This window comes from Pseudomonas sp. NPDC087614, from assembly GCF_044743485.1.
In the GTDB taxonomy this organism is placed as follows: domain Bacteria; phylum Pseudomonadota; class Gammaproteobacteria; order Pseudomonadales; family Pseudomonadaceae; genus Aquipseudomonas; species Aquipseudomonas baetica_A.
Genome location: NZ_JBIUWN010000009.1, coordinates 39183 through 58239, shown reverse-complemented (window position 1 = coordinate 58239; position 19057 = coordinate 39183). Strand labels below are relative to the sequence as shown.

The following is a 19057-nucleotide window of genomic DNA, read 5'->3' as shown; positions in this document are numbered from 1 at the left end:
GTCAGCATGGCCCACAAAAAACGGATCTATTTCCATGCGACGACTTCCCTCATTGGCGGCCTTGCGCACGTTTGAATGTGCCGCCCGCCACGCGCATTTCGGTCGAGCGGCGGCGGAGTTGTGTGTCACCGACAGCGCCGTCAGCCATCAGATTCGCCAGCTCGAAGAACAGCTCGGCGTGTCGCTGTTTATCCGTGAAGGCCGACAGATTCGTCCGACCATCGCTGCCGGACGCCTGATGCAAAGCCTGCAGCAGGCCTTCGAACTGATGGGCGATGCCTGCGATGAGTTGCGCGATCCGTCGTCGCTGGCGGTCCTGCGCCTGGCTGTCACCGCTGAGCTTGCACAAAAGTGGCTGATGAGTCGCCTCTCCGATTTCTATGCACGCTATCCGCACATCACTTTGCACCTCTATGAACAACCCATCGACGCGAGTGCACCGGGCGAGGACATCGACCTGGCCATCACTTACGGTACCGGCCCGGTGGACAGCAGCGCCTACTTCGTCCGGCCTTTGCCCGACCTGCAATTCTTCCCGGTGTGCAGCCCTGGCCTGTTCAATCAGGGCAGTCTGAAAACGCCCAAGGACCTGACGCGCCACTGCTTGTTGCACGACGACCAGGACGGCAAGACCTGGACTGCATGGCTGACCCGCCACGCCGGCGATCAGCGCCCGGAGCGTCAGCTGTATTTCGCCCATGCCGGGTTGGCGCTGGAGGCCGCCGCGCAAGGGCAGGGCGTGGCGATGGGCGACAACCTCACCGCGCAGGAAGACTTGCAGAGTGGCCGACTGGTGCGTCCCTTCACATCGAGCATGACGGCTCTGGGCCAATACGCGCTGGTTTGCGAGCGCTTGCGGCTAGAGCGTCCGGCCGTGGCGCAGATGGTGGAATGGTTCAACGATCAACTGGCCGATTGATGAGTTGAATTCAACTGTTCCGAAATAATCATCGTTGGCGGGCCAACGCCCTGCGACCTTAGCCTGTGGTCATTCCCATCCCGAAGACGAGGTTTGACCATGGCACGTTTGCTCGACTCCACCCCCAAACACGACGGCTTCCGTCTGCCTGGCGAATTCGAAGCCAAGTCCGGCTGCTGGCTCGGCTGGCCGGAACGCACCGATGTCTGGCGCAACGGCGCCAAGCCTGCGCAGAAAGTCTGGGTGCAGATCGTCACCGCCATCTCCCACAGCGAACCGGTCACCGTGTGTGCCAGCGCCGCGCAATTCGCCACCGCCCGCCGCCAGTTGCCACCCCAGGTGCGCGTGGTCGAGATGACCTGCAACGACACCTGGTTCCGCGACAGTGGCCCGTGCTTTGTGGTCAATGATCAGAGCGGCGAAGTGCGTGGCGTCGATTTCGAATTCAATGCCTATGGCGGACTCGACGGCGGGCTGTATTACCCGTGGGACAAGGACGACCAGATCGCCAGCAAGATCCTTGAGATCGAGCGTTTCGACCGCTATCGCGCGCCGTTGATTGCCGAGCTCGGCGGGATTCAGAGCGACGGCCAGGGCAGCATCCTCACCACCGAACAGTGCCTGCTCAACCGCAATCGCAACCTGCATATGGGCAAGGACGAAGTCACCCGGCGCCTGACCGATTACCTCGGTGCCGAACAGGTGATCTGGCTGCCACGCGGATGCAAGTTCGATGAAACCGATGGCCATGTCGACGACCTCGCCTGTTTCGTTCGTCCCGGCGAAGTGGTCTTGCAGTGGACCGACAACCGTGATGATCCGCAGTGGGAAATCTACCAGGAAGCCTACGACATCCTGCGCAGCACCCGCGACAGTCGTGGCCGTGAGTTGATCGTGCACAAACTGCCGCAACCGGACGCGCTCGAATGGACCGCCGAAGAGGCCGAAGGTCTCGATCAGCAGGACAGTACCCACACCCGTCAGGCCGGCACGAAAATCTGTGCTTCGTACATCAACTATTACGCCGGCAATAGTTCGATCGTGGTGCCGCTGTTTGGTGATCGTCAGGACAAAGTCGCGCTGGCGACGCTGGCCCAATTGTTCCCGCAGCACAAGATCGTCGGCATCGAAAACTCCCGGGAAATCCTCCTCGGCGGCGGCAACGTCGCGTGCATCACCATGCCGCAATACGCCGGCCTGAAAAAAGGAGCCTGAGCATGGGCCTGCACAAACTGACTCAAGCGTTAATGCTGGTGCTTGCACCCCTGTGTGTGCAGGCCGCCGACACCGACAAACCGGTGGTCAATCTGTACATCTGGGGCGAATACCTGGCCCCGGATACGTTGAAGAATTTTGAGGCGAAAACCGGCATTCGTGTGGTGGCCGATCACTTTGATTCGCTGGAAACCGTCGAAACCAAACTGCTCACCGGGCGCAGCGGTTATGACCTGGTGCTGACCGCCGGCCAGCACTTGTCGCGGGCCATCCAGAGCGGCGCGATTCAACCGCTGGACAAGGCCCGCGTGCCGCATTTCGCCGGGGTGGGTGAGGAGTTTCGCCAGCACATGGCGGTGTTCGATCCGGGCAATCGTTATGCTGGGATCTACGCCTGGGGCACCACCGGTGTGGGTTATCAGCAAGAGGCGATCAAACAGCGTCTGCCCGATGCGCCAACAGACAGTTGGGCCATGCTGTTCGATCCTGCGGTGGTGTCGAAATTCGCCGATTGCGGGGTCAGTCTGCTCAACGATCCCAACGAAGTGTTCGCCGCCGTCATGAAGTACATGGGGCTGGACATCAACCGGCAGAATCTCGATGACTTGAAATTGGCCGAGCAGCAACTGGCGAAGATCCGCCCGTACATCCGCTACTTCGACAATGACCTGAACATCAGCGATCTGGCCAATGGCAACACCTGTGTGGCGATGTCATGGAACGGCAACGTCGCCATCGCCGCGGGGCAGGCGCAGGCAGCCAACAAGCCGTTCACGCTCAGCTACCGGATACCGAAACAGGGCACGCTGATCTGGTTCGACGCCATGGTCATTCCCAAGGATGCGCCGCATCCGCAGGCCGGGCTCGCGTTGATGGACTACCTGATGACCCCCGAGGTGATTGCGCCGATCACCGACACCATTCACTACGCCAATGCGATTACCGCGGCCGATGGGTTGGTCGATGCGGCGATTCGTCATGATCCGGGGACGTATCCCTCTGCACAGGTCAGGGCTTCGCTGTACAGCAAGAATGACAATGGCAAGGCGTTCAATCGGGCGTTGATTCGGGCATTCAGCCGGTTGAAGGCTGGCCTGTAAATGGGCGTTAAATCGACTGATGTCTTCGCGAGCAGGCTCGCACCCACAGGAAACTGCATTACAAATGTGGGAGCAGGCTTGCTCGCCAAGAACGATAACGCCGTCTACGACTTGGGCACCCGCCACAAATACCACGCGGCCACCGTCCGAAACGGACGCCAGTGCACCCCGATCTCAACCATCTGCTTGCGCGTCGGCTGCTCCTCCAGCCCCTTCAAACGCCGGTAGCCTTCACGCACGCCAAAGTCGTCCGCCGGCAAAATGTCCATCCGTTCCAGGCTGTAGATCAGTAGCATCTCCACCGTCCAGCGCCCGATTCCGCGCAGGCTGACGAGCCGCTCGATCAGCGCCTCATCATCCATCGCCAACGCCGTGGCGTAATCTGGCACCACGCCGTCCAGCGTGGCTTGGGCGATGCCCTGAATCGTCGCAATCTTGCCTGCGGAAAACCCGCAGCCACGGATGCGATCAACATCGGTCGCCAGCATCTGCTCCGGCCGAGGAAACGATTGCCCGGGAAACAACCCGACCAATCGCCCGACAATTGCATCCCCGGCCTTGGCATGCAGTTGCTGATAGGCAATCGAGCGCACCAGCGACTCGTAGGGATCCCGCGCTGGATAAGGTTGATGCAGGCAAGGGCCAACAGTGGCGACGAGCCGCTGCCAATCGGTATCGATTGAGGCCAAAAACGCACTGGCTGTGCGATAAACATTCGCCATGCTAATTCAGCAAGTCATCGATTTCAGGAGTGTTCATCGAGATTCCTTGTGCTGGCTGAGTCCAATCGTTAGAAAAGCCAAGGCTGCGTGAGTTGTCGCGCCGCGTTTTCGAGCCTCAGCAGAAAGGCCTTGCGTGGTTGTCCTCCACCATACCCGGTGAGCGAGCCATCCGCGCCGATCACCCGATGGCAAGGCACCACAATGGCCAGACGGTTGTGCCCGTTGGCCAGGCCGACAGCGCGACTGGCGCCGGGTTTGCCCAAACCGGCAGCAATCGCGCCGTAGGTGGTGGTGTGGCCGTAGGGGATTTGCAGCAGTGCCGACCAGACCTGGCGGGCGAACTCGCTGCCGGGCAGGTGCAACGGTACGCTGAACGTGCTGAGGTTGCCTGCAAAGTAGTCGGCCAGTTGTTGTTCGATTTGCTGTAGCGGCGCGTTGTGCCCCGGTGCGACCGCATAGCCATATCGGCTCTGCAACTCTTCGACTTCCCGTGTCAGCGCTGGCCGATCAAGAAACTCCAGCAACACCAGCCCACGGCGCTCAGCCATGGCAATCATCGGCCCCAGCGGTGTGGTCAGCCGGGTAAACAGCAGCGGTTCACTGTTGGCTGCGCGACCGGGCGTGATGTGGAACGACTTCTGAAACGCATCACGAAAACCGCTCAGCGATTCATAGCCGGAATCGAACGCCGCGTGGTCGATGGAGGTGCCTTGCTTGATTCCGCCCAGCGCCATACCGAGTCGGCGGGTGCGCAACCAGGCATGGAAGGTCATGCCGAAATGCTGCTTGAACCAGCGCCGCAATTTCAGCGGCTCGACGCCTTCGGCGAGCAGTTGCGCATCGCTCCAGCGCACCTCCGGATCGGCATCCACGGCTTTGAGCACGCTTTGTACCCAGTCCGGCGCAATGGCCGCCGCGTCCAGCGGTTTGCAGCGCAGACAGGCGCGATAACCGGCGGACATGCACTCGTCGGCATGGGCGAAGAATTCGACGTTCTCAGGTTTCGGCTTGCGCGCCGTGCAACTGGGGCGGCAGAAGATCCCGGTGGTTTTCACGGCCGTGAAGAACACGCCTTCATAAGCAGTGTCGCGTTCGAGCATGGCGCGAACCATCTCGGCGTGGGGCGGCAGGACAGTGGTTTGTATGTTCATGGCGTGAGAGTAAAACCAGTTTGTCGATGGCTCCACCGAAAAATCGACAGTGAATTTTTTTATATTTGCAGCACAATCACCGGGTCGCTGAATGTGAGGAATCAAACCCATGCACCCGTTCGTCATCCAACACATCGATCACATCGTCCTGCGCGTTGCGAACCTGCAACGCAGCATCGAGTTCTACGGCCAGGTGTTCGGCGCCGAAGTGGTCAAGCGTAACGAGCCGTTGGGGCTGGTGCACTTGCGTGCCGGCACCTCAATGATCGACCTCGTCGACCTGCAGGGCGAACTTGGCCGCAAGGGCGGCGGGGCGGCCGGGGCCGAGCGGCGCAACGTCGATCACTTCTGCCTGCGCATCGAACCGTTCAATGAGGACGCGCTGACTGCGCATTTGCAGTCTTTCGGGCTGACCGTGGGAAAAGCCGCCAACCGCTTCGGTGCCGAGGGCTACGGCCTGTCCCTGTACTGCTTTGATCCGGACGGCAATCAGGTCGAACTCAAAGGCCCGTGTGAGATTTAAGCGCGTTTCGCCTTCAACAGCGCCGAAGTCGCCCTCGACAACTGCCTGCGCAACAACGGTTACAGGGCCTGGCGAACTATTGGCCCATCGCCGTCGTGGTACCACGGGCAGGGGCGTTGGTCAGTCCGGTCGAACTTTCCGGATACCGAACCGCTCAGAAACAATCTGAGGCGTCCCTTTTGGCGAAAAAATTGATCCTTGCGGTCAGAAAAGGCGATTGGCGTGTAAGATTTCGCCCAATGTCTCTCCAAACCCCGCCTGGCCCCAAGTGGCCCCACCAAGAGCGATCTACATGCAAGCAAAGCCCCGTGAGGTTTATGTGCCACCGGTGTTGCAAGACCTACGAGCCGGGACTGCCGAGTTGCATATCGCGCTGGAAAAGCGTCTGCCTTTTTTCTCCGACGCCCTTGATGTGCCCGCCTTTAAGCGGCTGATCCAGGCCTATTACGGCTTTTATTTACCGCTGGAAAGCGCATTGCGGGACAGCGATGCGATTCCCGCCGATTTCGATCTGTCACCACGCCTCAAAGCCCAGACACTGCACAGCGACCTGAAAGCCCTGGGGGATTGCGGGGCGGCGATCGACAGCTTGCCGATGTGTCAGCGGTTGCCACTGATCGACTCAAGCGCCGCCATCCTTGGCGTGTTGTACGTGCTTGAAGGCGCGACCCTGGGCGGGCAGATTCTGCGCCGGGAAATCGCCAGCCGTTTGGGCCTTGAAGCGCAAAACGGTGCCGCGTTTCTTGATGTTTACGGCGCCGCCACCGGTCGCCGCTGGCGCGAGTTCATTGAATACCTGGGCAGTCGCCCAATGCCCACCGCCGAACGCGAAGCCGTTGTGCTGGCGGCGCAAAACACATTCAGCTGTTTCGAGCGCTGGCTCGATAGCCGGGAGGTACTGGCATGAGCCCGCAAGACAAAGAAGCTTTTGAAAAACTGTTGGACAACTGTGCCGACGAGCCGATTCGTTTCCCTGGCGCCATCCAGCCCCACGGTTTGTTGCTGACCCTGAGCGAGCCTGCGCTGAACATCATTCAGGTCAGCGCCAACGTCGACACCTTGCTGGCCCGCACACCAGAGGATCTGATCGGCCTGCCGCTTGAGCACCTGATTGGCGACGCGCCAGCCCAGACCGTGCGCCAAGCGTTGCTGCAATCGGCATTCTTCGATGCCCCGCCGCTGCATTTCCAGCTCAATGGCACTGCGTTCGAAGGTCTGCTGCACCGCCATCAGGGCGTGCTGATTCTGGAGCTGGAAATCCACGTCGAAAACTTCCAGCCGCGCAACGTGGCCGGCAGACAGACCCACCTGGGGCGGATGCTTCAGCGCTTGCAAGCCGCCACTACGCTGCAGGCGCTGTACGACATCAGCGTCAAGGAAATCCAGGCCATGACCGGTTACGACCGGGTGCTGATCTACCGTTTCGAGGAGGAAGGGCACGGCCAGGTGATCGCCGAAGCCTCATCGCCGTCGATGGAAGTGTTCAACGGCCTGTTCTTCCCGGCCTCCGACATTCCCGAGCAGGCTCGCGAGTTGTACCGCACCAATTGGCTGCGGATCATCCCTGACGCTGACTATCAGCCAGTGCCGCTGGTGCCGAAGCTGCGTCCCGATACGCACACCCCCCTGGACCTGAGCTTTGCCACGCTGCGCAGTGTGTCGCCGATCCACTGCCAGTACATGAAGAACATGGGCGTGCTGTCATCGATGAGCATCTCGTTGCTCAAAGGCGACAAACTGTGGGGCTTGATCAGTTGCGGCAACCGTCAGCCGCTGCACGTTCCACACGACCTGCGCATGGCTTGCCAGACTATCGGTCAGGTTCTGTCACTGCAGATCAGTGCGATGGAAGCGCTGGAACTCAGCCGCCAGCGTGAAGAAAAAGTCGACGCTTTGGCGTTGCTCAATCAGGCGATGATCGACTCGCCGCAAAATGTTTTCGACGGGTTGGCGAACCAGCCGCAAGTGCTCATGGCGCTGACCAACGCTGGTGGTATCGCCATCATTGAAGACAATCAGTTGCACCGTTACGGTCACTGCCCGGAACCGGAAGAAATCCGTGCGCTGCACAAATGGCTGCAAGGCACCGGTGAGCCGGTATTTGCCAGCCATCACCTGGCCAGCGTTTACCCGCCAGCCGCGCACTATCAACAGGTGGCCAGCGGCGTGCTTGCCATGAGCCTGCCAAAACCGGTGGATAACGGCGTGCTGTGGTTCCGTCCGGAGGTTAAAGAAAACATCAACTGGAGCGGCGACCCTCACAAGCCGCTGGATCTGGAAAACTCCGACGCTGGTTTGCGCCTGCGCCCGCGTACCTCGTTCGAAATCTGGAAAGTCGAGATGGCCGGTATCTCCACCAAGTGGAGCCACGGCGATCTGTTCGCCGCCAACGATCTGCGTCGTTCGGCGCTGGAAAATGACTTGGCCCGACAGGTATGCCGCGAACAGGAAGCGGTGCGCGCCCGCGATGAACTGGTCGCAGTGGTGTCGCACGATCTGCGCAATCCGATGACGGTTATCTCGATGCTCTGCGGCATGATGCAGAAGGCTTTCAGCTCCGACGGCCCGCACACTTCGCGCCGAATCTCCACGGCCATCGACACCATGCAACAGGCCGCCGGACGTATGAATACGTTGCTGGAAGACCTGCTCGATACCTCGAAAATCGACGCCGGGCGCTACGTCATCACGCCACAGAAACTCGATGTCGGGCAGATGTTCGAAGAAGCGCAAGCATTGCTCGCACCTTTGGCACTGGACAAGGACATCAGCATTTCCTTCGAGGCAGACCCCGATCTGCGCATCCACGCCGACCCCGAGCGATTGTTTCAAGTGCTGTCGAATCTGGTCGGCAATGCGATCAAGTTCACCCCGCGCTTGGGCACGGTCGGCGTCCATGCCAAATTGGTCGGCAATGAAATTGTCTTCACGGTGCGTGACAGCGGCGAGGGGATTCCCAGTGAAAACCTGCCCCATGTATTCGACCGTTACTGGACAGTGAAAGAGGGCAATCCGACGGGCTCAGGCCTGGGTTTGTACATCACCCAAGGCATCGTCGAGGCGCATGGCGGACGTATCGTTGCCGAGAGTGAGCCAGGGCAGGGCAGTGAGTTCCGCTTTACGGTGCCGCGTCTGGATTGATCGCAGGGGCATTTTCTTCAATACCGTGGTCAGGGCGCTGGTTACCGTGGACGCCTTGTTCCTTGGTTTGAAGCAGGTGTGCGATGAGTCTGATTGTTTCGATGGCGGCGTTTGCCCTGGCCGCGTCCATTACCCCCGGCCCGGTCAACATCGTGGCGCTGAGTTGCGGCGCGCAGTTCGGCTTTCGCGCCAGCCAACGGCATGTCGCCGGAGCTACGTTGGGCTTTGTCTTGTTGCTGGTGCTGATGGGCTTGGGGCTGCATGAAGTGCTCAAACTCTGGCCATTCATGACCCGCGTCGTGCAACTGGCCGGGGTGGCGTTTCTGCTGTTCATGGCCTGGAAGCTGGCGACCGACAACGGGCAGTTGAATGCCGGGGACTCGGGCCGCGCACCTTCGATGCTCTATGGCGCGGTCATGCAGTGGCTCAACCCGAAAGCCTGGCTGGCGTGCGTGGCCGGCATGGGCGCGTTTGTCGCCGATGGCGAGGCGCGGCTGGTCTGGCAGTTCGCGGCGGTGTATCTGGTGATCTGCTATCTGTCGGTGGGCTGCTGGGCGTATGCCGGGACGTTCTTGCGCGGCTACCTGGGCAACCCGGCGGGGATGCGCCTGTTCAACAGGCTGATGGCAGGGTTGTTGGCGGTGTGTGCGATTTATCTGTTGTTGCCTTGAAATCCTCACAGGGGATTGCTGTCAGCCCCGATACTGCCCCGGCGTCGCCGCCAGATGCTGTTTGAACGCCCGTTGAAAGTGCGCTTGATCGGCAAACCCCGCCTCAAGCGCCACATCGGCAATCAACCGTCCACTGCGCAACCGCTCGCGAGCGAACTGGATGCGCTGGTTGATCACAAACGCATGGGGCGTCATGCCGTAATGCTGCTTGAAGGCGCGGATCAGGTACGACGGCGACAACTGCGCCGCGCGGCAAATGTCATCGAGGCTCAGCAGATCGGTGCAGTGTTCGCGGATGTAATCGGCGGCGCGTTCAAGCTTGTAATTCGGCTCGCGCGATGGCTGTTCAGCCGGGTTCAGGCGCAATTGCAGATTCGTGAAAAACTCGACCGCAGCGCTCTGTTTTCGCAGCACATCCTGTTGCCCGTCGACGAGAATTTCGTATAACCCCTTGAGATCGCGGAACAGGCCGGCATCGTTGAGATGGGTGGTCGCAAACCGGCGAAACTCAAGCTCGGCACTGAAGCCCAGTTGATGTTGCAAATCGGTTAGCCATGGCGTTTCGACGTACAGCATCAGGTATGACCACGGCTGATCATTGATCGGATTGCAGGCGTGTACATCACCGGGGTTCATCAACACCACGGTGCCGGCGGCGACTTCGAACTGCGCCTGTTCATGCACATACGTGCTGCGCCCGGCAGTAATCGCCCCGATGGAAAAGTGCGCATGAGAATGCCGCGCGTAGCAAACCTCGCGACCATCAGCGATACCCCGCGCCTCGATAAAGGGCAGAGCCTCGTCGCGCCAGAAACGCGGGGCTTTTTCAGGGTTTTTCGCGGCAGCGTGTTTCATCGACGTCGTTCCCGGCAGGCCAGGGCCCGAGTGTATTAGCTCTGGCCGGCAAAGGCGCGTTCCAGTTGGGCAATGTCGAGTTTTTTCATGGTGAACATGGCCTGCATCGCCCGTTGGGACTTGCGGGTGTCCGCATCCAGCATCATGTGCATGAACGCCACCGGCACGATTTGCCACGACACGCCGAACTTGTCCTTGAGCCAGCCGCATTGCTGCGCTTCAACCGGCCCACCGGCGCCTACCTCTACGATGGCCGCATGCCGATCGCGCTGTTGGTAGTGATGTACGCCATGACCATCATTGGCCCAACCCTGCTGAAAGTGGGCTGTGTGATGCGCCTTTTGGCGCAATACCGCCTCAGTGGCCCGCCGCTGATCCAACAAGCACTGTAAAACCCTGTGGGAGCTGCGTGACTGAAACTAGCGCCGCTCAGCCACCATCAGCAATGACTGCGGCACAGGACTTTGCGGATGCTGCGGTTCTTGCAGTGCGGCCAACTGGAAACCTGCCATGTCGAGCGCATTGATCCAGCTCGACAGCGTGCGGAAATACCACGGCATCGGCTGCCACTGGCCTTCGAACCCGGCGAAGGTCTCTTGCCGCCAACCATCCTGATAATCGCCGGCCGCGACGGCCCATGGGTGCAGCGTCTGGATCACCAGCACACCGCCGGGCACCAGCAAGGCGTTCATCGCCGCGAGCAGCGGGATGATGTCCTGATGCAACAGAGAGAAATTGGCGCAGATCAGGTCGTAGTCCCGCCCGATGTCCACATTCGCTTCAACCAGCGCTTCATAACTGGCGACATACACTTGCGATGCACCGGCCAAACGCGCCGCTTCAACCAATGTCGCGTCGCCATCCACGCCCACTGCAGCAATGCCCCGATCCGCCAGTGCCCGCAATAACCAGCCTTCGCCGCAACCCAGGTCGAGCACGCGCGCAGGTTGCCGGCCCATGATTGCCAGCAGGATCGCCTGATCGGTGACCTGCTGACGGCTTTCAATCGCGCCGCTGCGGACCACTTCGATCCAGACGTGGGCGTTGTCGTGCCAGCTCTGCAAAAGAGTGGATTCAGGGGAGGGCATGTCGTTGTCCGGACCGTTGAGTGGAGGATGCCGTGCGCAAAGATCAGTATGGACGCCGCGTTCAAGATCGCCATGCAGGATGCACTGGCCCTGCATGGCGAACCGTGTGGTACCTACTGCGGCAGGCGCAGTTTATCCAGCAATCGGTTGACCAACAGCTCGTTCAACATGATCACCTGTTGCAGTGCCAGCAGCGGTTTTCGCTCCGGGCCGCCCACCGAGTCGGCGATGTTACCGGCCATGGCATGAGCGTATGACAGCGACTCACAGGCTTCGACGAGCAGGGTTTCTTCATCCAGCGTGGGATCGACGAGAAAGACGGGGCGAAACTTGGGCGAGCTTGGCGGGGCCGACAGTGCTTCGGGTCTGAGGTAGTAGTCGAGGGCGCGATCAGTTGCTTCTTTGACCTTTTGCGGGTCAAGGGCGGGGTCGTGTGGGACTGGATCGGTGTGCGGTGGGTTGGGTGTGATTTTGAACATGGATGAAACTCCTATTGCAGATTTCAAGGAACCATCACTTTCGCTACCAAACGAGGGTGGCGGCCATACGCGGGTTGGTAGACCGGCTGCAATAGGAACCCGGCGCTCGCAAAGGAGCCCCACGCATGACCACCATATGAAAGACTGCACAAGGTGTTGCCACACGACTATTACAGACGGGCTACCAAACCCGATCACTGTTTTGCAGTGACAGGGAAACGATACAACCCGCCCCACAGCCGTGTAAGCCGGCGGATTCTGGCGTACGCGTAGGTAACGGCGCAAGGTTTTGTAGCCTGTATGGCGTAACGCGGAGTGTCATTTAAACGCGCTCACGCAATGATGTTTACGCAGGGGGAATGTGGGTTAGCGAGAGTCTGCGACACCCTCACCATTCAGAGCACTCATGCATGACCGGTGGTCGCCGCATCTGGCCTAAAACGCAAATTGCGCTTAGCTCAATGGGATAAGCCCAAGCGTGCGCAGGTTTCGCGGCCGCAGCGACGCCCCTTCAGAACACCGTGAGTCTGAGGAAAATCCCCGATGCTGACCCTGAATATCAATGGCAAGGATCAGGAGCTCGATGTCCCCGCGGACATGCCGTTGCTCTGGGTTCTGCGCGATATCGCGCACCTGACCGGTACCAAATTCGGCTGCGGCATGGCCCAGTGCGGCGCCTGCACCGTGCATGTCGACGGTGCGCCGTTGCGCGCCTGTATCACCCCGGCCACCGCCGTCGCCCATGGGCAGAAAATCCTCACCATCGAAGGCCTGTCCACGGACGGCTCGCACCCGGTGCAGCAAGCCTGGGCAGAACTGGATGTGGTGCAGTGCGGTTATTGTCAGTCCGGGCAGATCATGTCCGCCGCAGCCCTATTGGCGAAAATCCCCAAACCCACCGACAGCGATATCGATCAGGCGCTCTCCGGCAATATCTGCCGTTGCGGCACTTATCCAAGAATTCGCGCCGCGGTCAAACGTGCGTCCGAAATCGGTTGAACCAGAAGGGGAGACAGACCATGAACAGTCCCGTATCGCGTCGGGGTTTTCTCAAAGGCAGTGCCATGTTGGGCGGCGGTCTGGTGGTGGCGTTTGTGGTGCCCGGCGCCCATCGTTTTGCGTTGGCGGCGGAGAATGAGGGCAAGGTCTTTGCGCCCAATGCGTTCCTGCGCATTGCACCGGACAACAGCGTCACCGTGCTGCTTGGGCATTCGGAGATGGGGCAGGGCATCTGGACCGGGCTGACCATGCTGATCGCCGAAGAGCTGGAGGCCGACTGGTCGAAGATTCGCGTCGAACACTCGCCAGCCTCGGCCGCCGATTACGGTCTACCCGGTTTTGGCGGCATGCAGATTACCGGCGGCTCGACCTCGACCTGGATGGAGTTCGACCGCTATCGGCTGGCGGGCGCTACGGCGCGGCAAATGCTGGTTGAGGCGGCGGCCAAGCGTTTTGACGTGGCGCCTTCGACGATTCGCACCGAGTCGGGCGTGGTGATCGCTGGCGATAAACGCGCCACTTACGGCGAGTTGGCGGACGCCGCCGGGCAATTGCCGGTGCCCGATCCGAAATCCATTACATTTAAAGAGGCCAAGGACTGGAAGGTCATCGGCAAACCCACGAAACGCCTCGATACCCCAGAGAAGATCACCGGCCGCGCCAGGTTCGGCATGGACGTGCAGTTTGAAGGGTTGATGACGGCGATGGTTGCCCGAGCGCCGGTATTCGGTGCCCGCGTCAAATCCTTCGAGGGCGCCGAAGCGCTGGCCGTGCCGGGCGTGCATAAAGTGGTGCAAGTGCCGACCGGGGTGGCCGTGATCGCCGAGCATTATTGGGCGGCGAAACTGGGCCGTGATGCGCTGAAAGTCGATTGGGACCTGGGGCCGCACGCAGACCTGAGCAGCGAGAACGTGCTGGAGCGCTTTCGCAAACTGGCCGCCACACCGGGCACGTCGGCCAGTCAGGCCGGGGATGCCATGGGCAACTTCGGTAAAGCGGCGAAAAAGATCGACGTTGAGTACAGCGTGCCATACCTGGCTCACGCGCCGATGGAGCCGCTCAATTGCACGGTGAAGATCAGCGCCCAGAAGTGTGAAATCTGGACCGGTACGCAATTTCAGACGCTGGACCAAATGATTGCCGGCAAGATCACCGGACTTAAACCCGAGCAGGTCGAAATCCACACCGAATTCCTTGGCGGCGGTTTTGGTCGTCGGGCCAATCCAACCTCCGATTTTGTGGCCGAAGCGGTGGAGGTGGCGAAAGCGGCGGGCATGCCGGTGAAAACCGTATGGTCGCGGGAGGATGACATTCGCGGCGGTTATTACCGTTCGATGTTCCTGCATCAGGCGCGTATAGGGCTGGGAGCCGATGGCATGCCGTTGAGCTGGCAGCATGTGCTGGTCGGGCAATCGATCATGACCGGTACGCTGATGGAGGCGACCATGGTCAAGAACGGCATTGACCCGACGTCGGTTGAGGGCGTGGCCGACAGCCCTTACGTCAAAGGTCTGGCCCATCATCAGGTTGAACTGCATTCGCCGCAGACCGGGATCAATGTGCTGTGGTTACGCTCAGTGGGGCACAGCCACACCGGGTTTGTCATGGAGTCGTTGATCGACGAAATGGCCGCTTCGGCAGGCAAGGATCCGGTCGACTACCGCCGCACGTTGCTCAAGGCGCATCCACGGCATCTTGGCGTGCTGAATCTGGCGGTGGAGAAGGCCAACTGGTCGGCGCCGCTGCCGGACGGGCATGCCTTGGGCGTGGCGGTGCACGAATCGTTTGGCAGCTATGTGGCGCAAGTGGCCGAGGTTTCTCAGGACAATCTGGCCATTCGTGTGCATCGCGTAGTGTGCGCGGTGGATTGCGGGATCGCGGTCAATCCGCAGAGCATCGCGGCGCAGATGGAGTCGTGCATTACCTTCGGTCTGGGCATGGCGCTGCACAGCAAACTCACGCTCAAGGACGGCATGGTCACGCAGTCCAACTATCACGACTATCAGGTGCTGCGGCTCAACGAAATGCCGGTGGTTGAGGTGCATATCGTGCCCAGCCACGATAAACCCGGCGGCATCGGCGAGGCGGGTGTGCCGCCGACCGCACCGGCGGTGGCCAACGCCGTGTTTGCTTTGACCGGGCAGCGACTGCGCCAATTGCCGCTGCAATTGTCGGGGGTGTGAGATGAAACGACATCTGCTGTTGGGCGCACTGGTTCTGATGGGTGCAGGTGGATACACCTCGCAACTGTTCGCCGATGATCAGCAAGCCTTGAAGGCGTTCGACACCATTCAGAAAGTATTCCAGAGCCCGCGTTGCCAGAACTGCCACATTCCCGGGGATTCACCCTTGCAATTCGATGCCGGCACGCCCCACGCGATGAACGTGGTGCGGGGCATGGACGGCAAGGGCGCCGCCGGTTTGCCGTGCGCAACGTGTCACGCCCAAAGCAATCCGCCCGCCAGTTACGGCCCCCATGCGCCTCCCGGTGCGCCGCACTGGAGCCTCCCGCCGGCGGCGCACAAAATGGCCTGGATTGGCCTGCCAGCGGACAAACTCTGCGCGATGATCAAGGACCGTTCGAGCAACGGTGATCGCGATTTTGCCGCGCTGATCAAACACGTCAGCGAGGACAAACTGGTGCTATGGGGCTGGAACCCCGGGGCAGGGCGTGCGCCGGTGCCGGTGCCCCACGACCTATTCGTGAACCAGTTCAAGCTCTGGGCCGATGCCGGCGGGCCGTGTCCGGTGGCGGGGGGATGAGAATCTGAGCCGTTGCTGAATTAGCGCTACGCTGAAGTGTATGGATGCCAATGGAGTGTGCGAATGCTGGTCCCAGGAAAAACCGCCAATGAAGACGCGCGCATTCAAGCGCTGCACGGACTCAACCTTCTCGATTCTGCTCCGGAGGAGCGTTTCGATCGACTGACGCGACTGGCCAGGCGCCTGTTCAATGTGCCGATTGCCCTGGTGACACTGGTCGACAAGGATCGGCAGTGGTTCAAGTCTTGTGTCGGGCTGGACGTCACGCAAACACCCAGGGACGTCTCATTCTGCGGTCATGTGATTCTCAAGGACGATTTGTTGCTGGTGCCCGACGCCCGCCAGGACGAGCGTTTCCATGACAACCCACTGGTCACCGGCGAACCGAACGTTCGCTTCTACGCCGGCTACCCGTTGACCGTGCCCAATGGCAACAAGATGGGCACGCTTTGCCTGATCGACACCAAACCCCGTGAACTCGATGACGAAGAACGTGCGCTACTGCGTGACCTGGCTGGTATGGCCGAGCAGGAGTTGATGGCGGTACAGATCGCGAGCATGGACGAGTTGACGCTGTTGTCCAATCGCCGTGGGTTCATGCAGTTGGCCCAGCACGCGCTGGATGCTTGCGCACGGCTGAACAGGCCGGCGACGCTGCTTTTCTTCGACCTCAATGACTTCAAGCAGATCAACGATCTCTATGGTCATGCCGAGGGTGACAGTGCGCTCAAGACCTTTGCCGACGTGCTGCGCATTGCCTTTCGTGAGAGCGACGTGGTCGGGCGATTGGGCGGCGATGAATTTGTCGCCTTGCTGACAGGCTCCAGTCACGTCGAAACCACGGCGATCATGGCGCGACTCAACGAGATTCTCCAGGAGCGCAACGCCATGTTGCAGCGTGGTTATGCGATTCGCTTCAGCGTCGGCCAGATCGAGTACGACGCCAAGCGCCATGACACTGTGGATCGGCTGCTGGCGGATGCGGATGGCGCGATGTATGCGCATAAGCAGGCGTTGAAGCGTGTCTGATTCAGATTAGTCATGCATTTGGGAATGGATTGTGTCGTCAATGTTCGGCGCAATGGTTTCGTTTACTCCGATGACTAATATATGATCCGTATACATTTCGTATCGGATTTTGCCATGGGCATCGTAAAGATTTCAGAAGACATGCACGAGAATCTGCGCATCTCCAGTAACGCCCTCAGCCGCTCGATCAACGCGCAGGCCGAGCACTGGATGCGCATCGGCATGCTCGCCGAGTTGCACCCCAACCTCGATCACAGCGCCATTTGCCGCTTGCTCATCCGCGCCGAGCAGAACGGTGGGCTGGATTTGCAAACACTGACTCAGGAAGCCGTCACCGCATGAGAAACCAGATCAAGATCAATACCCGGGCCGAGATCGCTCAATCGCGCGTCGCCGGCAAGCTCGCCGCCGAAGTGCTGGCGATGCTGGTGCCGCACGTCAAGGCTGGCGTGACCACGGATGAACTGGATCGGCTGTGCAATGACTACATCGTCAACGTACAGAAAGCGGTTCCGGCCAATGTCGGTTATCACGGCTTTCCAAAAACGGTCTGCGCCTCGGTCAACGACGCGGTGTGCCACGGCATTCCATCGGGCACACCGTTGAAGGATGGCGACATCGTCAACCTCGACATCGCGGTGATCAAGGACGGTTGGTTCGGCGATACCAGCCGCATGTATGTGGTGGGTGAAGCGACGCCGCAGGCGCAGCACTTGATCAAGACCACTTACGACGCCATGTGCGCCGGCATTCGCACGGTGCGTCCGGGTGCGACCCTGGGTGATATCGGCCATGCGATCCAGAGCCTGGCGGAGAAGGAAGGCTTCAGTGTGGTGCGCGAGTATTGCGGGCACGGAATCGGCAAGGTCTACCACGATGAGCCGCAGATCCTGCATTACGGTTTTCCCAATCAAGGCATGAAGCTCAAGGCCGGGATGATTTTCACCATCGAACCGATGCTGAACGCGGGTAAACGTCATGTGAAGAACATGCCGGACGGCTGGACTGTGCTGACCAAGGACGGTTCGTTATCCGCGCAATGGGAGCACATGGTGGCGGTGACGGAAAGCGGGTTTGAAGTGTTGACGCCGTGGCCGGATCAGATTGAGGGTTTTGCCGCGATTAACTGAGGGCCACAAAACCTGTGGCGGCGAGCAAGCCCGCTCCCACAGATTTGATCGGTGATGGACGATTTTTTGGATTCGCCCCACAGGGGGATTTGTAGTGTGTTGATGCGTTTAGTGAGCGCCGGCGGCTTTGTTCAGGTCGCTTTCGCTCCATTCGGTGTAGACGCAGGCATCGGCGGTGGCCCAGCGTACGCGTACCGGATCCCCCGCCTTGAGTGGCATGCCCGCCGCCGACAGCGCTTTGACGGTCATCGACGTCCCGCCCGAGGTCACCACGCTGCAGGTCTGGCTCTCGCCGAGAAACAGCACTTCAACCACCGTCGCTGACACCTCATTCCACCCCCCCATCAACGGCTCATCGCTCGCTTGCTGCACGCTCAGCGCCAAGGCTTTTTCCGGGCGTACCATCAGCAGCACATCTTGATCAGCGTGCAGGCCTGCGGTCAGTCGGATCGACAGCGGCTGCCCTTCAAAACTCGCGGCCGCATTGCCCTGCGCCTTGAGTTTGAGGAAGTTCGAGTTGCCGAGGAACGAGGCGACAAACGCGTTCGGCGGATTCTGATACAGGTCATACCCGCTGCCCAAACCAACGATCTTGCCGTGACTGAAAATCGCAATGCGTTGGGACAACCGCATGGCTTCTTCCTGATCGTGGGTCACGTAAACGATGGTGATGCCCAACCGACGATGCAGTTGGCGCAGTTCGTCTTGCAGGTCTTCGCGCAGTTTTTTGTCCAGCGCACCCAGCGGTTCGTCCATCAGCAGAATGCGTGGCTCATAGACCAGCGCCCGGGCGATGGCGACACGCTGTTGCTGGCCGCCGGACAGTTGCGAAGGGCGGCGATGAGCGAACTGTTCAAGTTGCACCAGTTTGAGCATCGCATCGACACGCTTGTCGCGTTCGGCCGCAGCGAGTTTGCGGATCGCCAGCGGGAAGGCGATGTTGTCGCGCACCGACAGGTGCGGGAACAGCGAGTAACGCTGAAACACCATGCCGATGTCGCGCTTGTGCGGCGGCACATTGACCAGCGACTGGCCGTTGACGAGGATCTCGCCGCTGCTCGGGGTTTCGAAACCGGCGAGCATCGACAGCGTCGTACTTTTTCCGGAACCGCTGGAGCCGAGGAAGGTGAGGAACTCACCGTCCTTGATGTCCAGGGAGATGTTGTCCACGGCGGCAAAGTCGCCGTACTGCTTGTTCAGGTTGCGCAGGCTGACCAGGGGGTTGTCGTTCTGCTGGGATGCGTCTTTGATCACGGCACTCATGTCGTACTC

At 60.3% G+C, this 19057-nt stretch carries 20 protein-coding genes and 1 pseudogene; 14 read left to right on the top strand and 7 right to left on the bottom strand.

Annotated features, from left to right (window positions below):
• Positions 1-34 precede the first annotated feature (34 nt).
• The 3 genes from ACIOWA_RS05645 to ACIOWA_RS05635 all read left to right on the top strand — a co-directional run bounded on the left by ACIOWA_RS05645 (position 35) and on the right by ACIOWA_RS05635 (position 3234).
• Positions 35-919, top strand: a complete 885-nt coding sequence (locus ACIOWA_RS05645) for a LysR substrate-binding domain-containing protein (protein ID WP_401158673.1) — start codon at positions 35-37, stop codon at positions 917-919.
• 99 nt (positions 920-1018) lie between these two features.
• The gene (gene aguA / locus ACIOWA_RS05640; RefSeq protein ID WP_401158671.1) at positions 1019-2134 is read left to right on the top strand and encodes an agmatine deiminase; all 1116 of its coding nucleotides are present in this window, start codon (positions 1019-1021) and stop codon (positions 2132-2134) included.
• Between the two features lie 2 nt (positions 2135-2136).
• The gene (locus ACIOWA_RS05635) at positions 2137-3234 is read left to right on the top strand and encodes an extracellular solute-binding protein (RefSeq protein ID WP_401158669.1); all 1098 of its coding nucleotides are present in this window, start codon (positions 2137-2139) and stop codon (positions 3232-3234) included.
• Positions 3235-3338: 104 nt separating this feature from the next.
• Here the strand turns inward: ACIOWA_RS05635 and ACIOWA_RS05630 are convergent, their stop codons facing one another.
• Both ACIOWA_RS05630 and ACIOWA_RS05625 read right to left on the bottom strand, forming a co-directional pair.
• On the bottom strand, positions 3339-3956 hold the full coding sequence (locus tag ACIOWA_RS05630) for a DNA-3-methyladenine glycosylase (RefSeq protein ID WP_339466118.1): 618 nt from the start codon (positions 3954-3956) through the stop codon (positions 3339-3341).
• Positions 3957-4024: 68 nt separating this feature from the next.
• Positions 4025-5107: a bifunctional transcriptional activator/DNA repair enzyme AdaA gene (locus ACIOWA_RS05625; RefSeq protein ID WP_401158667.1), complete on the bottom strand. Its 1083-nt coding sequence runs from the start codon at positions 5105-5107 to the stop codon at positions 4025-4027.
• A gap of 109 nt (positions 5108-5216) precedes the next feature.
• On the opposite strand from ACIOWA_RS05625, the gene ACIOWA_RS05620 reads away from it, so the two are divergent.
• The 4 genes from ACIOWA_RS05620 (at position 5217) to ACIOWA_RS05605 (ending at position 9442) form a co-directional block, all read left to right on the top strand.
• On the top strand, positions 5217-5630 hold the full coding sequence (locus ACIOWA_RS05620) for a VOC family protein (protein WP_339494702.1): 414 nt from the start codon (positions 5217-5219) through the stop codon (positions 5628-5630).
• Between the two features lie 292 nt (positions 5631-5922).
• Entirely contained in the window at positions 5923-6537 is a 615-nt protein-coding gene (locus ACIOWA_RS05615; protein WP_401158665.1) for a biliverdin-producing heme oxygenase, read from the top strand.
• A complete protein-coding gene (locus ACIOWA_RS05610; RefSeq protein WP_339538749.1) occupies positions 6534-8771 on the top strand; it encodes an ATP-binding protein in 2238 nt (745 codons plus the stop codon). Before ACIOWA_RS05615 ends, ACIOWA_RS05610 begins: the two co-directional genes overlap by 4 nt.
• An 83-nt stretch (positions 8772-8854) precedes the next feature.
• Complete coding sequence (locus ACIOWA_RS05605; RefSeq protein WP_339494697.1) at positions 8855-9442, top strand: LysE family translocator; 588 nt, start codon at positions 8855-8857, stop codon at positions 9440-9442.
• A gap of 21 nt (positions 9443-9463) precedes the next feature.
• On the opposite strand, the gene ACIOWA_RS05600 is transcribed toward ACIOWA_RS05605, so the two are convergent.
• Together ACIOWA_RS05600 and ACIOWA_RS05595 are read right to left on the bottom strand one after the other, a co-directional pair.
• Positions 9464-10297: a helix-turn-helix domain-containing protein gene (locus ACIOWA_RS05600; RefSeq protein ID WP_401158662.1), complete on the bottom strand. Its 834-nt coding sequence runs from the start codon at positions 10295-10297 to the stop codon at positions 9464-9466.
• Between the two features lie 35 nt (positions 10298-10332).
• Positions 10333-10539, bottom strand: a pseudogene (locus tag ACIOWA_RS05595) (VOC family protein); the annotation flags it as partial.
• Between ACIOWA_RS05595 and ACIOWA_RS05590 the strand changes: the two are divergent.
• On the top strand, positions 10507-10689 hold the full coding sequence (locus tag ACIOWA_RS05590) for a hypothetical protein (protein ID WP_401158761.1): 183 nt from the start codon (positions 10507-10509) through the stop codon (positions 10687-10689). The pseudogene ACIOWA_RS05595 and the gene ACIOWA_RS05590 sit on opposite strands and share 33 nt — an antisense overlap.
• A 27-nt stretch (positions 10690-10716) precedes the next feature.
• Here the strand turns inward: ACIOWA_RS05590 and ACIOWA_RS05585 are convergent, their stop codons facing one another.
• Together ACIOWA_RS05585 and ACIOWA_RS05580 are read right to left on the bottom strand one after the other, a co-directional pair.
• A complete protein-coding gene (locus tag ACIOWA_RS05585; RefSeq protein ID WP_339433214.1) occupies positions 10717-11385 on the bottom strand; it encodes a class I SAM-dependent methyltransferase in 669 nt (222 codons plus the stop codon).
• A 113-nt stretch (positions 11386-11498) separates the two neighbouring features.
• Positions 11499-11864 carry a DUF6124 family protein gene (locus ACIOWA_RS05580; protein WP_339433213.1) on the bottom strand — a complete coding sequence of 122 codons (366 nt, stop codon included), beginning with the start codon at positions 11862-11864 and terminating at the stop codon, positions 11499-11501.
• Positions 11865-12407: 543 nt separating this feature from the next.
• Between ACIOWA_RS05580 and ACIOWA_RS05575 the strand changes: the two genes are divergently transcribed.
• The 6 genes from ACIOWA_RS05575 to map all read left to right on the top strand — a co-directional run bounded on the left by ACIOWA_RS05575 (position 12408) and on the right by map (position 17785).
• Complete coding sequence (locus ACIOWA_RS05575; RefSeq protein ID WP_339433212.1) at positions 12408-12863, top strand: (2Fe-2S)-binding protein; 456 nt, start codon at positions 12408-12410, stop codon at positions 12861-12863.
• A gap of 20 nt (positions 12864-12883) precedes the next feature.
• Positions 12884-15046 carry a molybdopterin cofactor-binding domain-containing protein gene (locus ACIOWA_RS05570; RefSeq protein ID WP_401158657.1) on the top strand — a complete coding sequence of 721 codons (2163 nt, stop codon included), beginning with the start codon at positions 12884-12886 and terminating at the stop codon, positions 15044-15046.
• Between the two features lies 1 nt (position 15047).
• A complete protein-coding gene (locus tag ACIOWA_RS05565) occupies positions 15048-15626 on the top strand; it encodes a hypothetical protein (protein WP_339433210.1) in 579 nt (192 codons plus the stop codon).
• A 63-nt stretch (positions 15627-15689) separates the two neighbouring features.
• Positions 15690-16655, top strand: a complete 966-nt coding sequence (locus tag ACIOWA_RS05560; RefSeq protein ID WP_339494691.1) for a sensor domain-containing diguanylate cyclase — start codon at positions 15690-15692, stop codon at positions 16653-16655.
• Positions 16656-16769: 114 nt separating this feature from the next.
• The gene (locus ACIOWA_RS05555) at positions 16770-16997 is read left to right on the top strand and encodes a ParD-like family protein (protein WP_221734137.1); all 228 of its coding nucleotides are present in this window, start codon (positions 16770-16772) and stop codon (positions 16995-16997) included.
• Positions 16994-17785 carry a type I methionyl aminopeptidase gene (map, locus tag ACIOWA_RS05550; protein ID WP_339433208.1) on the top strand — a complete coding sequence of 264 codons (792 nt, stop codon included), beginning with the start codon at positions 16994-16996 and terminating at the stop codon, positions 17783-17785. Before ACIOWA_RS05555 ends, map begins: the two co-directional genes overlap by 4 nt.
• 108 nt (positions 17786-17893) lie before the next feature.
• Here map and ACIOWA_RS05545 read toward each other — a convergent pair whose 3' ends face one another.
• A complete protein-coding gene (locus tag ACIOWA_RS05545) occupies positions 17894-19048 on the bottom strand; it encodes an ABC transporter ATP-binding protein (RefSeq protein ID WP_401158653.1) in 1155 nt (384 codons plus the stop codon).
• Positions 19049-19057 lie beyond the last annotated feature (9 nt).